Consider the following 16,519-nt stretch of genomic DNA (forward strand, 5'->3'; position numbering starts at 1 on the left):
GGATAACCCCTCTTGCCTTTACCAGCAATAGATTATTTTTCTGTAAATCGTTTAATATTAAAAAATAAAACAAAAAGAACAAATATGAAGCAAAAAACAAAAGCAGGATAGTCACTCCAAATTATCCAGGGAGTGATACCATTTGCAGGAAAAATATCCGCTTGCAGTATTCCTGAATTAAAAGCTGGAAGCCCTTCAACTATAGTTCCTTGATCGTTAATTACTGAGGAGAGCCCATCATTATTCACGAGGATTTGATATCGTCCTGTAAGTAAAGACAGCATTTGAGCCATTTGTAACTGCTGGTAGCTTGCCAGGGAATGGCCAAACCAGCCATTATCACTGATAGAGACTATCCATTGAGCGGCAGGCATTTGTGACCTCAAAATATTGGGGTAAGCAATTTCATAGCAGATTAGACTGGCAATGGGACGATTGGCAATATTAATTAATGGCTGATTCGATCTGCCGGGAATAACATTAGGTTCTGGAAGATTTAACCAACGATTGATGGGGATAAAGGGTTTCGGTATATATTCTCCAAACGGCACCAATTGACGTTTCACATAGGCACCAGTTGCTTCTCCTAGACTAATGATGGAATTGTAAAAATTGGTTTCATCATTATTCGTAGGTTGCAAAATTCCCAAAATTAAACTGCTTTTAGCGTTTAATGCTTTTTCATGCAGTTTCTGCAGGTAATCTTCAACATAACTTGCTGGTAGGGGTATAGCTGATTCAGGTAAAACAATTAAATTTTTTCCCAGCAGCTTATCTGTTTTACTTTCATAGTATTTTAATAAATTCCAAAATAGAGTTTCGTCCCACTTGTCTCTCATTGAGAGATTAGGCTGGATTGCACCAACAGAAATAGGTTCTTTTTTTATTTCTGTCCAATGCAAGCCTTTTCCCAGGGATGGTATAATAAGAATCAAGATAAAGACGCTAAGGTAGTAATATCGCTTAATCGTATTATCTTTAATTATCAGAACCAACAGGGTACCCAAGAAAGAGCATAGTAATCCAAGCCCATAAATACCAATTACTGGTGCGATATATCTCAATGGTGTATCAATTTGGGTTACACCAGTTAATAACCAGGGAAATCCTGTAAAAAGCTTGGAGCGGATGAACTCACTCAGGCACCAAAGAGTACTAAACAAAAGCATGCATGCTAAGAAATTGCACTTGGGTGAAAGTAATTTAAAGAAATAACCAACTATTCCAGGAAATAGAGAAAGATACATGATAAACAATAATGTGATGGCGCCAGCAAGAAAATAATCAAGCTGTCCATAGTCGTGGATACTAATAATTACCCATGATACTCCAAAGCCAAAATATCCTAGTCCGTAGATGAAACCAAGAGTAAACCCTCTCTTAACAGTGCATTGAAGAAATTCGGAAAATAAAATAGCCAGACTCAAAATGGTTAATCCTGGCAGATGGAAAGGTGCAAATCCAAAAGGGGCTAATAAACCTGCTAAAAATACAACAACGAACTTCGAGTATTGGCTTAGTGTTGATGCGTGTATTGTTATGGCATGTGTTAAAGCAGCTTGCTTCATGTCGCAACTAAACTGATTAAAGTGGTCAAGATAAATGAGTAAGGCTAATAGGTCAAGTGATATCAAGAATTGCTGCATTGATCATGCCATGGGTCTATCTAATCGTTGATAATTTGTGTAGGATTATCAAGTTTTACAAAGGAGAAGGATTGTATGTACAACGTAATGATTACTGGTGCTGGAAAAATAGGCAGTCTAATTGCTTGTCTACTGGCCGATAGCGGGTCTTATCAGGTTCATTTGGCCGATCTGGAATTTAATGGCTCTGATGTGACAAGATTATTAACTGCGCTGCCTGAGATTAAAACGGTTGCATTGGATGTTAAAGATGAACAATCTACTCAAGCCTATTTGCAAAAGCACAATATTATCGCAGTGATTTCGAGTCTTCCTTATTTTTTAAATACTCATGTTGCCAAAGCCGCCAAAGCCGCCAAAGCTCATTATTTTGATTTGACGGAAGATACCTCCGTAACAGAGGCAGTAAAAGCTATTGCTCAAAATGCCGAGACAGCTTTTGTTCCTCAATGTGGATTAGCCCCTGGCTTTATCAGTATTGCGGCCAATAGTTTGATGCAGGAATTTGAGAAGTGTCATCATGCCAGATTAAGAGTTGGAGCATTGCCTCAGCGTGCTAATAACGCGCTTCATTATTCATTAACCTGGTCCACTGATGGGGTTATTAATGAATATGGTAACCCTTGCTATGGCATTGAGGGTGGCAAAGATGTGGTTATGGCTCCATTGGAAGGATTGGAATCAATTCAAATTGATGGCTGTGAATATGAAGCGTTCAACACTTCTGGTGGTTTAGGAAGTCTGGCTGAACTTTATGCTGGAAAAGTGCAATCCATGAATTACAAAACCATGCGTTATCCAGGGCATTGTAAAAAAATGCGCTTTTTAATGAATGACTTACGATTAAATGAAGATCGAGGGACGTTAAAAAGAATACTGGAAAATGCAATTCCAAAAACATATCAGGATATCGTGATAGTTTATGTTACTGTTGAGGGTATTAAGCAAGGCGAATTAACCGAAAAAAGTTATGTTAAGAAAATTTACCCTGAAGTAATTCGAGGTTTGGAGTGGTCAGCTATTCAGGTCAGTACAGCCTCAGGTGTGTGCGCTGTTGTTGATTTGGTATTGGGACAGGGAAATGAATACAAAGGGCTTATTTTGCAAGAAAAATTTAAATTGTCTCATGTGCTGGAAAATCGCTTCGGCAAATATTATGCCTAGGAGAATATTATGGATTTATTGCAACGTTTAAATATTAAATCAGTAAACCCTGGAGCTTTTAGTGGACATGGTTGGCACAGTGACAACCATGCCCATACTCTGGAATCCTTCAATCCCAGTACTGGAAATAAACTGGCTGAAATAGCAACTTGCACTATGGATGATTATGAACAGGTTATGCAGCGAGCGCAGCAAGCAGCACAAGCGTGGAAAAAAGTGCCAGCTCCAAAGCGAGGTGAGATCATCAGACAAATAGGGCAAGCACTAAGAGAAAAAAAAGACAGTCTGGGAAGTCTTGTATCATTGGAAATGGGTAAATCTAAACAGGAAGGTGATGGCGAAGTTCAGGAAATGATTGATATAGCAGATTTCGCTGTAGGGCAATCACGTATGTTGTATGGTAATTCCATGCATTCAGAACGTCCAAATCACCGAATGTATGAACAATGGCATCCATATGGAATTGTAGGAGTGATTTCAGCATTTAATTTTCCTGTTGCTGTATGGTCTTGGAATGCCTTTTTATCTGCTATCTGTGGCAACGTTACTATATGGAAGCCATCAGCAAAAACACCTCTCTGTGCTGTGGCTGTACAACATATTTGTAATCAGGTATTGAAAGAAAATAATTGTCCTGAAATATTTGGCTTGGTAATCCCCAAAACTCATGATGTGGTTGAAGCTATGGTAGATGATAAGCGAATACAGCTCATATCCTTTACAGGCTCCACCGCGGTTGGAAAGCAAGTAGCAGCAAAAGTCGCTGCTAGACTAGGTAAAAGTATTCTGGAGTTGGGAGGTAATAACGGTATCATCCTCGATGAGTCTGCTGATTTGAGCTTGGCCATTCCTGCCATAGTATTCGGTGCTGTCGGTACTGCGGGCCAACGTTGTACTACTACGAGACGCCTGTTTGTCCATGAATCAAAATACCAGGATGTTATCAAAAGGTTAAGGCATGCTTATGAACAGATAACTATTGGAGACCCACTTGATACACGAAATTTAATGGGTCCTTTGATTGATCAGCAAGCTGTTGAACAGTTTAAAAAAGCAATAAGTAGAATTAAAGAGGCGGGAGGTCAAATTGTTTATGGTGGAGAAGTATTAAAACAAGCCGGCTCTTTTGTTCAGCCTACTTTAGTTTGTGATGTAAAAAACGATTGGGATATTGTGCAGGAAGAGACTTTTGCTCCTATTCTATATGTTATGTCCTATCGGACACTGGATGAGGCTATTGCTTTACATAATGGTGTTCCCCAGGGGCTTTCGTCCGCCTTATTCACCCAAAATTTAAAAAATGCAGAGCTCTTTCTCAGTGCTTGTGGAAGTGATTGCGGTATTGCCAATATTAATATTGGTACTTCAGGAGCTGAAATAGGAGGTGCTTTCGGAGGCGAAAAAGAAACTGGTGGTGGACGTGAATCAGGTTCAGATAGCTGGAAAGCTTATATGAGGCGACAAACCAATACAATTAATTGGGGAGATGAATTGCCTTTGGCTCAGGGTATTCGTTTTAATTTAAGTTAAGATGTAGAAAGGAGCAAACGCATTGGGTTATTGCTCCTTTTAGCCAATGGTAAGCGCCGTTACCTATACATCTCACTCATAGAGGCATCAATCGATTATTAACAAGAGGATAATAACAATGCAGGAGCCTTTTTTCATTAAAAAAGTTGCGGTTTTAGGGGCTGGTGTCATGGGTGCTCAAATTGCGGCACACTGCGTTAATGCCGGAATAGAGACTTTACTGTTTGATTTAGCTGGCAAAGAAGGGCCTAAAAATAGTTTGGTCGACAAAGCCATTGCCAACTTAGGTAAACTAAAACCAACTCCTCTTGCAACTCTGCAAACCAGTGAGTTATTACAAGCAAAAAATTATGCAGAAAATCTGGAAGAGTTATCTTCTTGTGATTTAATCATAGAAGCGATAGCGGAACGTATAGATTGGAAAGAGGACTTATACAAGCGAATTTCGCCTTATTTATCTGATAAAACAATTTTAGTTAGTAATACATCGGGTCTAAGTATCAATAAGTTATGTGATGTATTACCCGCGCAGCATAGATCCAATTTTTGTGGAGTCCATTTTTTTAATCCACCGCGTTACATGCATTTGGCAGAATTAATTCCTGCTAATAGCACATCATCTAACTTGCTCGATTATTTGGAAACATGGTTAACCGAGTATTTAGGCAAAGGTGTTGTAAGAGCTAAAGATACTCCCAATTTTATCGCAAATCGTATAGGGGTCTTTTCATTATTAACCACCTTGCATCACACTTTAGCCATGAATATGGGGATTGATGAAGTGGATGTCTTGACTGGACCTTTATTAGGAAGACCGAAATCCGCAACTTTTCGTACTATGGATGTGGTTGGTTTGGATACTATGCAACACGTTATCAACACCATGCAGTCTCAATTAACTGACGATCCATGGCATAAAATGTTTAGTCTTCCAGACTGGTTGAGTGGTTTAATTAAAGAAGGTCATTTAGGACAAAAATCCGGCCAAGGAATTTATCGAAAAATTGGTAAAGTAATAGAAGTTTATGATATTCAAACAGGTCAATATAGACCTTCTCGAGCACACGTGAGTGATGAACTGCAAGCTATAATGCGTATTATGGATCCTGAAGCTCGAATGAAGAGTTTAATGGCATCAAGTAATAAGCAAGCCCAATTTTTGGCAGCCTGCTTTAGAGATTTATTCCATTATTGTGCGTATCATTTGGAAGAAATTGCTGACAATGCAAGAGATGTTGATCTGGCAATTCGCTGGGGATTTGGATGGTCGCAAGGACCATTTGAAACCTGGCAGCTTTCTGATTTACACAGTGTAACTCGACAAATTGATGAATCAATACAGGATAATACGGCATTATCAAGCGCAAAACTACCTGAGTGGTTATATGAAATAAAGGAATTTTACACACGAGAAGGTGCCTATTCGCCTGGTAAAAACAATTATCAAGCCAGAAGTCAACTGCCGGTTTACCATAAACAGTTTTTTCATGACAGGGTATTAAAGGAGTCACATCATCCAGTTCATGTTATATATGAAAACGAGGGTGTTTGTTTATGGCACTTAAAAGACGATGTGGCTGTGGTTAGTTTTAAAAGCAAAGCCAATACCATTGGTCAATCAGTTCTCGATGGTATAGAGGCTGCTTTGGATATCGCAGAAAGGGATTATCAGGGATTAATTATTTATCAACAAGATGCGTCCAATTTTAGTTCAGGAGCTGATTTACGCGGAGTTTCCAAATTATTAACTGATGGAACAATTCAAACTCTTGAGCATATGGTAGAGCAATTTCAACGGGTAGCAATGCGCTTGAAATATTGCTCAATTCCAACAGTAGCTGCTTTAAGAGGTCGTGCATTAGGAGGTGGTTGTGAATTAATGATGCATTGTGATGCTGTTGTCGCTGCTTTTGAATCTTATCCTGGTTTAGTTGAGGCTGGAGTAGGAGTTATACCTGCTGGTGGTGGTTGTAAAGAGCTGGCTATGCGTTCAGCGCAACAAGCCCAACAAGCTGATTTATTGACTTTTATATTGCCAGTTTTTCAACAAATAGCAACTGCAAAAGTAGCTGCAAGTGCGGTGGATGCCAGGAATATGGGGTATCTGCGTGCGTCTGATTCTATCGTAATGCATGCTGATGAGGTTTTATATGCTTCTTTAGAAAAAATCAAAGCCCTAAGAGCAGCTAACTATCTTCCTCCTATGAAAATACAACGATTTAAAGTGGCGGGTATTGAGGGGCGTGCCCGATTGCAATCCGGTTTAGTGAATTGGTTGGAAGGTGGATTTATATCACAACATGATTATTTTCTAGCTAATGAGTTGGTGAAAGTGTTGTGTGGTGGGGATGTCAATCATGGAACTTTGGTTGATGAACAGTGGATACTAAAGCTGGAAAGAGAGGCATTCATAAAGCTCGCTAATACACCATTAACTCAAGCCAGAATCAGTCATCTGTTAGAGACTGGTAAACCACTGCGCAATTAAGCAAGGAGAATTAGGATGACTGATGTATATATAGTTGACGTATTACGTACACCAGTAGGCAAAGCGCCAAGAGGTGTTTTTAAAAACACATTACCTGATGATTTATTGGCTCATACTATAAAATGTCTAATACATAGACATCAAACTCTCGATTGGCAAGAGATAGCCGATGTAGTAATAGGTTGCGCAATGCCAGAAGCAGAACAAGGTATGAATGTAGCAAGAATTGCTTCTTTATTGGCTGATCTTCCAAAGTCTGTTCCAGCAATGACTATTAATCGTTTTTGCTCGTCTGGTGTGCAGAGTATAGTTACTGCAGCAGATACTATCCGTAATCAAGAGGCTCATTTAGCATTAGGTGGCGGTGTTGAAAGTATGTCTATGGTACCTATGGGTGGAAATAAGTACACCGCAAATCCATCCATTTTTAATGATGAGCACGTTGCTATAGCTTATGGTATGGGTATTACAGCAGAAAACGTTGCCAAACGTTGGGAAATTACTCGAGAGCAACAGGATGAATTCGCAATAGAAAGTCACAAAAAAGCAATTGCAGCGCAGGAGAGGCTGGATTTCAACGCTGAAATAAGTCCTATCGAAATATCAGTTAGATGTCCTGATCTGAAAACTTCAAAGATTGAAATAAAGAAAAAATTGATCAACAAGGACGAAGGCCCTAGAGCAGATACTTCTTATGAAGCTATTTCTAAATTAAAACCCGTATTTTCTTTAAAAGGGACTGTGACCGCAGGAAATAGCTCGCAGATGAGTGACGGAGCAGGAATTGCATTATTAGCCAGTGAGAAAGCTTTAAAACAGTATAATTTAAAACCTTTGGGACGTTTAATGAGCTATGCTGTTGCGGGAGTGCCGCCTGAAATTATGGGAATTGGACCTGTGATGGCAATTCCTATCGCATTAAAGCGCGCTGGTATTACTTTGGATCAATTGGATTGGATTGAATTGAATGAAGCTTTTGCTGCTCAAGCTTTGGCTGTTATTAAAGACCTTGATTTGCCCAGAGACAAAGTTAATCCGCTAGGTGGAGCTATTGCCCTGGGACATCCTTTGGGGGCAACGGGGACCATAAGAACAGCTACTTTACTACATGGATTGAGAAGAACAAAAGGACGATATGGTATGGTAACTATGTGTATTGGAACCGGAATGGGGGCTGCTGCGATATTTGAAGCGTTATAGAAGATATAATCCAGATTTAAATTCTATACACTATTGTAGTTTAAAGAATTGTAATGCTTCCCGTGTTTATTTTATAAATACGGGAAGAAAATTGTTAATCAAGGGGATCAGTTGGTTCTCTTGGGATTTTTAAATGTAAATCACTCTGGGGTTTATTTCCCTTTCCAAAAAACTTTAACAAATTATGGATATTGTTATCTTTGACTATGCCTAAAGAAAAAACTGTTAACTAATCGAATTATTTTTTCTTCAGGATTGAGATTTTTTTAAATTTTTCCACGCGTTAACCGAACAATTACTTGCTTTGTTGTTTCTTTATTCTACGCTTAAATTAAAAGGAAATAAAATGGAGCAAGTATGCGAGGTTTTTTGTTAGCTCTATTATTATCGATTAACACTGCTGTTTTGGCCGATGAGTTAGTTGGTTTTGCAGCATTTGAAAATGGCGACTACACCACAGCCTACCCACATTTAATGCAGGCTGCCAAAGAAGGTAATGAGGAAGCTATGTATTTATTGGGGCGCATGTATCAATACGGATATGGTGTGACAACTAACTACGAAGAAGCCAGAAATTGGTATCAAAAGGCAGCTGATAAAAATAATGCATTGGCTCAATTAAGTTTGGGATTTATGTACGATACAGGTAAGGGGGTATCTCAGGATTTTGCTGAGGCCTTCAAATGGTATATGAAGGCAGCAGAGCAAGGAAATCCGATAGCACAAAGAAATATCGGATTAATGTATGCCACAGGAGATGGTGTAGCTGCCAGCGATGACAAAGCATTCACCTGGTTTAAAAAGGCGGCAGAACAAGGCTATAGCAAGGCACAAGTGAATTTGGGCTATCAGTATATGATGGGTAAAGGGACTCCGAAAGATGTAAAAAAAGCATTTGAATGGTATCAAAAAGCAGCTGAGCAAGGAGATGAAAAGGGTGAATACAGTCTGGGCCTATTGTATACAGGACAGGAGGGTGGAATTAGCGCAGATGATAAAGCCGCCTTTTACTGGTTTTCGCAAGCGGCTAATCATGGGCATGTCAATGCGCAAACTTATTTGGCTTACTACTACCTTAAAGGGTATGGCGTAGATGCTGATCCGGTTAAAGCAGCTTATTGGTATCAATCTGCAGCAGAAAAGGGGCAACCTGAAGCACAGGCACAATTAGGACAATTGTTATTGACAGGTACAGGTGTTGATAAAGATTACCAACAGGCAGCTTACTGGTTTGGAAAGTCAGCACATCAGGGAAATCCTGTGGGTCAAGCCAAGCTGGGGTATATGTATTTAGCAGGATTAGGAGTCAACAAGAGTTTGGTTAAAGCTTATGCCTGGCTAAAAATTGCTGCTGAAAATAAAAATGAGGAAGCTGCAAAGCAACTTAAATCTTTGGAAGCTAAGTTGACCGAACAAGAAAAATTGGAAGCAGAGAAAATGATCAAGGATTTGGGTCCATTGGAAAGCAAAGAACAATATGAGGATTAGATCCAAGAATTTACAGATTATATTTTGTGTCTATTTAAGAGCCTGGTGTACATGGAACTAACTTAATTGATGTGTAGTATGAAGCATTTCTATTTAATTTAATAAAATAAATAACAATTTTATGTTTTATTAATAAATTTTGAGTGGTGGATTTTAGTTTTCTGCATTAATTTGACAAATTTATCAGCTTTAACAGGCAAGCCATAAAGGAAACCTTGCACTTCGTCACAACCATGTTGATGCATAAAAAATGCTTTATCAATCGTGTCAACTCCTTCTGCCAATACTTTGAGTTCCAGGCTATGAGCCATGGCAATAATTGCTTCAACTATGGACGCATCATTTGGGTTAGTGGTGCAGTTTTGAATAAATGAACGATCAATTTTAAGTTTATTGAAGGGAAAAGTCTTTAAATAACTTAAGTTAGAGTAACCTGTGCCAAAATCATCAATTGCCATTTTAATACCTAATTGTGAAATTTTTACTAAAGTCGAATCAACGGGTGTTGATTTTTGTATCATAGTGCTTTCAGTAAATTCAATTTCCAAATACTGAGGCTCTAATCTGGATTCTTTTAATACAGATTCTGCAATCTCGATAAAATTGCTATTTTTTAGCTGCCTCCATGAGACATTAACAGAAATACTAATATGCGGTAACCCCATAAGCTGCCAGGTTTTATTTTGAATACAGGCATTTCTTAACACCCATTCCCCAACCTGGTTAATCAACCCGGTTTCTTCAGCAATAGGAATAAATTCATCAGGAGAGAGGAGTCCTATTGCAGGATGTCCCCAACGTATCAGTGCTTCGGCACCTACTAATTCACCGCTACGTAAATTATAAATGGGCTGATAAAGAATAAAAAATTCATTATTTTTAATTGCATTGTGTATCTGTGTTTGTATCTCCAGGCGTTTGAGCGATTGTTGATTGATCGAATTATTATAAAATTGAAAATTATTGCGTCCTTCCTTTTTAGCTAAGTACATTGCAGTATCGGAATTTTTGAGTAGGGTGTTCGCATCAATGCCATCTTTAGGGAAAAGGCTAACTCCTATACTTGTTGTAACTATGACTTCTTGGGTAGGCAATTTGATAGGTTGCGCTACAGCCTTTAAAATGTTTTGCGCTACCAAAATAACATCTTTAGGTTCGGTGGTCATCAATAACAAGACAAACTCATCACCACCAAATCGCGCTACTGTATCGCTATGACGAATACATCCTTTAAGGCGCCTGGAAAATTCATACAATAATATATCACCGGCATCATGACCTAGGCTGTCATTAATTAACTTAAAATTATCAATATCCAGAAATAATACCGATAATGAGGTATTTAATCGTTTACAGTAATTAATCGCTTGCTCCAGGCGATCGTATAGGGCTGTACGATTGGGTAAACCAGTTAGAGAATCATGATTGGCTTGATAGGCTAATCTGGTTCTTAAGGTTACATCTCTAAAACTCCAAACACGTCCTACAATTTTATTGTCTAACCAATGTGGTTGTGAGTATCGTTCAAAAATTTTACCGTCTTTGAAATGCAGCTCATCAAAGCTTTCTTGGTGTAGTTTATTGTATAGTTCTTTAATTTGTTTTAAAAATTCTTCTGGATTTTTAAGTTGATTTAATACATATTGAATTGCTTCTGCATCATTATGGCTATCAATAAAGTCTGGTGAAATCCCCCACATCTTGAGAAATTGCTGATTGCAAAATTCAATATTACCTTTGAGATCAACAACCAAAATGCCATCAGCTGTTGACTCTAAAGTTGATTTGGTTAAAGCCAGGATCTTTTCTAATTCTTTGGTTCTATCTGTTACTTTTTTTTCTAAAATATCTTTAGTTGAATTTAAGTTAGAGATTTTAAAGCGCATTTTTAAGGTATTAATCAAAATCCTGTTTGAGTAATATGAAATAAACAACATAATTCCCATATAAATAATAGCGCAAAAACCCAGTAATAAATAAACTCGACCTTGCGCAAACAACCATAAAGTGAAAGGAGCAAAAGAGGTAACCAGAAATAAGAAATAGGATAATCGCACTGGTGAATAAAGTGAGTTGGCTGCTGCTGTAAATCCTGTAATAAGAAAAACAACAAAAATTTGATGTAATGTACTTGAGGTGGGAATCATTATTGAACTGGCAAACCCCCAAGCCAAGCCAGAACTTACAACACCTAAATTAAAAAGGAATAACCATTTTTTGGTTGAAAACAATGTTGGTTGTTTATTGTAATAGAAGAGAAGCATACCTTTATAAAGATCTGAAAAAACATAAGTAAAAATCATCCAAATAATAAGTAATCCATGATTTGTAACAGACCATAATGCAATAGGCAGAATAGTTACTGCTAAAGCTTCACCTGATATAGCCATACTAACTTGCTCAAAAAGCAGTTTGACCTGCTCCTTCTCAATTTCTGATTTTAACTCACTGGAAGAAGTATGGTTTTTCTTGTTTCTGTTTTGAATAATATTAATCATAACAAGTAGTTAGTAAAATATTGCCATAATGGTATGTTAAAAAGTGAAACGTCCATCGATGTTGTTTCTTTTCCACCTGGACAGATAGAAAATAAAATTAAGTTCATTGTGAAAACCTAATGAATTTGATGATATCTATTAGTATAGTAAATGATTCGATTGTATTAAAATGTATCTACTTATGAAGGGTGAAATCTTATCAAGAGTTACATTTCCTAGAAACTAAAGGCGCATATTCCTGATAAAAATCAAAATTTGGTGCCAATCTATTAGGGATTCCAATGTATTCATTTAGTTTGGAGTATTTGAGCTAAAGTCAAAAATTATTAATACTCTCTCTGATGACGCTTGTTAATAACTTACCTTTTCGGTCTCGACTGCGTTTTAACAAAGAATACACAACCAAACTAAACTCATCATTCTTTGCATAGGCAACGCTGAGATAATATTGACTTTCAATGGTTATTTGATCGCTGGGAATATTAAATTTTTTTAACAGCTCATTAATTTCTTTCAGATCAGTGATACCATTTTCACCCCGGGCAGTTATTAATTCATTGGCTTGAGCTTCACTTAATCCATCGCCTAAGGACATTAATATTTGTTTTGGGGCGGTATTAATGTTAATGCTCGTTGATTCGGGCAAGGCTGTAATAAAAGGCTCAAGGGCGAGATAAGCGGACGCGCTTACATCTTTTATCAATCGAAATTCAGATTTACTTTTTATAAGCTGATGGCTGGGATAATAGGGAGGTTTCTGAGAGAGATAATAAGAGGTATAAATATCTTCTCCACGGCCCAGATCATAAGCAAGCAACCAATGCTTTACTCCCAGGGCCATATTAGCACGGTCCCGGCTTGTTGCTTTTGAGTAGATGTGACCTATCAGATGCATTAATGTGGGAATAGATTTTTTCTCAATGAGGTTATTGAGGTTGAATCGCCCCTGCAAATCAAAAATTCCACCACTTAATTGCACTTGATTGTATATGGACTCCATATTTTTAGGGTATTGGGCTACCATCCCTAACTGATTTGTTTTTGTAAAGCGGTTGTTTTTATCAAGTAATTCATTGAGAGCCCAGAAAGTGACTGCCTGAGAAGCAAGATATAGTTTATCCTGAGTAATCACTAGTCTTGTTCTATAAATATCCTGTTGTAATCGCGTACTCATGGCAGTAGCGACTATAGCAACCAATGTCATAATAAATAGAGCTGTTAAGAGAGCGCTTCCTCGTATTTTTGAACTGGCGACAGATTTTGGAAGTGAGCTACTCATAAACATAGAGTGCTCCTGGTATGACAAAAAGCATGTTCATATCTCCCCAGTCTTTTAAGGCGAGATTCATTTGGATTGCTTTAGGAAGAGGTTCTCTTTGCTGATTTTGATTGACTGCCTGTTCTCGCCACTCAGAGAGAAGTTGTAAATTTTGATTTAAATAGTTGAAATGGCATTCAGACAAATTATCCAGAAGTACTTTATCTTGATAAATATTTCTGTCTATAGGATCTAAAGTATTCCATGTGCGACGCAGTAATTTGCTATCTTGGCAAACAAGTGCGATTCGTTCCAAGGTACTGCGTTTCTCAGCACTGTTAGGGTTTACTACTCCATCCCTAGTTAGTTCAAGGTATTGGGGTTGACCAACAAATATTGGAAACAGGCGCATTTCATTACCTCTTATAGCACGTTCCACTGTTTGGGAAGTATCTTGCTGAATGATACTTATTGCTAGCTGAAGTGTATTTAAGCGTTCGGCCTGTGCGTTAACTCGAGTTCGAGTATTGAATGCATAGTATAGGGTTGAAGAGGTAATAGTTGCCAATATAGCAAAAACAGTAAGAGCAATTAATATCTCAATCAGTGTAAACCCTTTATTTTTATTCATGGTAAGTACCTGAATGCAATGAGTTCTTCTCGAAAGGGACCTACTTGTTTGGAACTGACTGAAATAGTTATCTGTTGCATTCGTTTTATAGGAGTCGCGCTAATTTTTGCTCTCCAGTACCACTTTTGACCCAGCATAGTGGTTGCTTGCGTTGATTCCTGGCTTTGAGAAGTGCGTAGCAGATTTAATTGGATCATCGCTACACCTTGCATTGCTATCCAATGGCTAATTGTTTTTTCTTTGATTCTATGAGTGTTATCTGTATTTTGAGCAGTTGCTTTTAAAAGCGCTGTTAAAGCAATTGCAATAACAGTAAGAGCCAATAAGACTTCTATCAGAGTAAATCCGGAGATTAATTTATTTTTTGGCATCATTGAGATTTTGCCATGGTAAAATCCAACTCACCATTATGGCTGCCTGTAAGTTTGGCTATCCATTTTTCCTTCTCTGTACCAAATTCTATAGTAAAAGGGGTCATGTCACCAGATGGTGCTATAATGATTGCGGGATTCCCCCGGGTATGTTTTTGATTTGTTTTAAGGCTAATCACAACGTTTTTGGGAAAATAATAGAGTTTAAAAATTCCCTTGTTCGATATAGGATTCCATCCTGCCTGGTCCTGAAACTTCAGGATTTGGTAACTGTTATTATCTATTTGTAACCCCAGGGTACTGGTTTCTAAAATGGCTTGTTGTTGAGCTAGACTTATAGTATTTGCTAATTGTTCGGCTGAAAATTGTATACGTCTGCTTTCCCCGAAATCACCAAAAGCGATTAAGGCAAACCCCAAGGTTATACCTATAATCACTATGACAATAAGAATTTCTATCAGGGTAAAACCCTTATGAGTGGTCATCCCAGTTACCAATCTCCGCATTAATCCCTGTTCCACCAGGTTGTCCTGCTGCTCCATAAGTAAAGACATCAACATCAGTATGTTGTCCTGGGTTTAAATAAAGATACTCTCTGCCCCATGGATCTTTTGGCAATGATTTCAGATATTGTTTCCAATTAGTTGGAACAGGATTGCTCGTTGGTTTTTCTACCAGAGCCATTAAACCTTGATCGGTTGTAGGGTATGAACCATTATCAAGTTTGTATAAATCGAGTGCATTTTGAATGGCTAAAACATCTTGTTTCGCTTTGACCTTACGGGCTTCATCAGGTCGTCCCATGATTTTGGGGACAACTATAGATGCCAATATGCCTAAAATCACGACAACAACCATAATTTCGATCAAAGAAAAGCCTTTTTGTCGATTCATTTGTGTACCTCTTAAAACTAAATGTTAAATTATAACACAAATATTGATGCCTATGTATAGACTTAAACTTTAAAATTGCGCAGATAACCCTTCACCTGCTTAGTCAAGCAACTAATTGTTCCATTGAAAAAATAGGCAATAAAGTCGCAAGTACAATAAATAAAACAACAGCACCCATTAAAAGAATAACCATGGGTTCTAATAAAGTTAAGGATGTTTCAATCAACCGGTTTACTTCATTATCTAAATGAGACGCAGAGCGCTCCATCATGTCTGAAAGTTGACCACTCTTTTCACCGCTGGCTATCAGATGTATAGCCATAGGGCTAATGAATTTTGTTTCCTTGAGTGCTTCACTGATTCCACCTCCTTCACGTACTCTTAGAGTAGCTAAATCGAAAGCTTGTCTCATAACAACGTTGGTTACCAGACTTGAAGAAACACGCATAGTTTCAAGTACACTGACCCCTGCTGCAAAGAGAATTCCAAAGGTGTGAATATATCGAGCAACATTAATTGTTTTCACCAGATAAGAAACAATAGGAAGCTTAAGCATGAGTTTATGCCATGCTGTTTTAATTTTTATATTACTGAGGCTTTTTTTAAATCCAATCAAAGCCAGAATTATGGCCACCAGGGTATATAAACCATAAGATTTGATAAATTGGCTTAAGTTAATAAGCAATTGGGTCATAGGTGGTAGTGTTTGGCCGCTTTCAGTAAACACATCAATAATTTTAGGAACGACAAAAGTAAGTAAAAAACTGATAATGGCAGTAGAAACAATGATCATGAGCAATGGGTAAATCAAGGCTTGCTGCACTTTTTGCCGAGTTTGCTGTTGTTTTTCAGTGTAATCGGCTAATTTTTCTAAAACGACATCAAGACGCCCTGTCTGCTCGCCTGAACCTACTGTTGCACGATATAGTTCTGGAAAGGCATTAGGATATTGAGCCATTGCCTGAGCAAGACCATATCCTTCCAATACTTTAGAGCGAACTCCAATGATAAGCTCTCTGACTTTGTCTTTTTCTGTTTGTTCACTGACTCCACGCAATGATTCTTCAACAGGGATACCTGCAGCCAGAAGTGTTGCCAGTTGTCTGGTAAGCAGTGCCAAATCAGCTGCAGAAATTTTGCTTTTGCTGCTGGCAGCACGTTGCTGAGTTAAGGTTTGGACTTGAGTAGGAATTAGTCCTTGTTCTCGCAATAATTGACGTGCATGACGTTCTGAGTCAGCTTCTATCACACCTTTACTGACATTGCCATTGACTTTTAGCGCTTGATATTGATAGGCGCCCATATTATTTTTGTTAAAATTAAAACTATAGAGTGTAATCTATTGGGATTA

Annotated in this window: 13 protein-coding genes; 5 read left to right on the plus strand and 8 right to left on the minus strand. The window is 38.0% G+C overall.

Going from position 1 to position 16,519, the window contains the following annotated elements; all coding sequences use genetic code 11:
• Positions 1-32: 32 nt before the first annotated feature.
• Positions 33-1,568, minus strand: coding sequence for an apolipoprotein N-acyltransferase (gene lnt / locus OQJ02_RS06205; RefSeq protein WP_322783403.1), 1,536 nt, complete (start codon positions 1,566-1,568; stop codon positions 33-35).
• Between the two features lie 153 nt (positions 1,569-1,721).
• Here lnt and OQJ02_RS06210 point away from each other — a divergent pair, with 153 nt between their 5' ends.
• From OQJ02_RS06210 to OQJ02_RS06230, 5 genes are all read left to right on the plus strand, one after another.
• Positions 1,722-2,810, plus strand: a complete 1,089-nt coding sequence (locus OQJ02_RS06210) for a saccharopine dehydrogenase family protein (protein WP_265718361.1) — start codon at positions 1,722-1,724, stop codon at positions 2,808-2,810.
• Positions 2,811-2,819: 9 nt separating this feature from the next.
• A complete protein-coding gene (locus tag OQJ02_RS06215) occupies positions 2,820-4,340 on the plus strand; it encodes an aldehyde dehydrogenase family protein (RefSeq protein WP_265718362.1) in 1,521 nt (506 codons plus the stop codon).
• A 118-nt stretch (positions 4,341-4,458) separates the two neighbouring features.
• Entirely contained in the window at positions 4,459-6,828 is a 2,370-nt protein-coding gene (locus tag OQJ02_RS06220) for a 3-hydroxyacyl-CoA dehydrogenase/enoyl-CoA hydratase family protein (protein WP_265718363.1), read from the plus strand.
• A gap of 15 nt (positions 6,829-6,843) precedes the next feature.
• Positions 6,844-8,028, plus strand: coding sequence for an acetyl-CoA C-acyltransferase (locus tag OQJ02_RS06225; protein ID WP_265718364.1), 1,185 nt, complete (start codon positions 6,844-6,846; stop codon positions 8,026-8,028).
• A gap of 357 nt (positions 8,029-8,385) precedes the next feature.
• On the plus strand, positions 8,386-9,516 hold the full coding sequence (locus OQJ02_RS06230; RefSeq protein ID WP_265718365.1) for a tetratricopeptide repeat protein: 1,131 nt from the start codon (positions 8,386-8,388) through the stop codon (positions 9,514-9,516).
• A 119-nt stretch (positions 9,517-9,635) separates the two neighbouring features.
• On the opposite strand, the gene OQJ02_RS06235 is transcribed toward OQJ02_RS06230, so the two are convergent.
• The 7 genes from OQJ02_RS06235 to lspF form a co-directional block, all read right to left on the minus strand.
• Complete coding sequence (locus OQJ02_RS06235) at positions 9,636-12,014, minus strand: bifunctional diguanylate cyclase/phosphodiesterase (RefSeq protein WP_265718366.1); 2,379 nt, start codon at positions 12,012-12,014, stop codon at positions 9,636-9,638.
• A 316-nt stretch (positions 12,015-12,330) separates the two neighbouring features.
• Complete coding sequence (lspK, locus tag OQJ02_RS06240; RefSeq protein ID WP_265718367.1) at positions 12,331-13,299, minus strand: GspK family T2SS minor pseudopilin variant LspK; 969 nt, start codon at positions 13,297-13,299, stop codon at positions 12,331-12,333.
• On the minus strand, positions 13,286-13,903 hold the full coding sequence (gene lspJ, locus OQJ02_RS06245; RefSeq protein WP_265718368.1) for a GspJ family T2SS minor pseudopilin variant LspJ: 618 nt from the start codon (positions 13,901-13,903) through the stop codon (positions 13,286-13,288). The genes lspK and lspJ overlap by 14 nt, the downstream gene beginning before the upstream one ends.
• The gene (gene lspI, locus OQJ02_RS06250) at positions 13,900-14,277 is read right to left on the minus strand and encodes a GspI family T2SS minor pseudopilin variant LspI (protein WP_265718369.1); all 378 of its coding nucleotides are present in this window, start codon (positions 14,275-14,277) and stop codon (positions 13,900-13,902) included. Before lspI ends, lspJ begins: the two co-directional genes overlap by 4 nt.
• Positions 14,274-14,759 carry a GspH family T2SS minor pseudopilin variant LspH gene (gene lspH / locus OQJ02_RS06255; protein ID WP_265718370.1) on the minus strand — a complete coding sequence of 162 codons (486 nt, stop codon included), beginning with the start codon at positions 14,757-14,759 and terminating at the stop codon, positions 14,274-14,276. The genes lspI and lspH overlap by 4 nt, the downstream gene beginning before the upstream one ends.
• Positions 14,746-15,168: a GspG family T2SS major pseudopilin variant LspG gene (gene lspG, locus OQJ02_RS06260; RefSeq protein WP_010947092.1), complete on the minus strand. Its 423-nt coding sequence runs from the start codon at positions 15,166-15,168 to the stop codon at positions 14,746-14,748. The genes lspH and lspG overlap by 14 nt, the downstream gene beginning before the upstream one ends.
• A gap of 103 nt (positions 15,169-15,271) precedes the next feature.
• Positions 15,272-16,471, minus strand: a complete 1,200-nt coding sequence (gene lspF / locus OQJ02_RS06265) for a GspF family T2SS innner membrane protein variant LspF (protein ID WP_265718371.1) — start codon at positions 16,469-16,471, stop codon at positions 15,272-15,274.
• Positions 16,472-16,519: the final 48 nt, after the last annotated feature.

It is taken from the genome of Legionella sp. PATHC032, assembly GCF_026191185.1.
GTDB lineage: Bacteria > Pseudomonadota > Gammaproteobacteria > Legionellales > Legionellaceae > Legionella.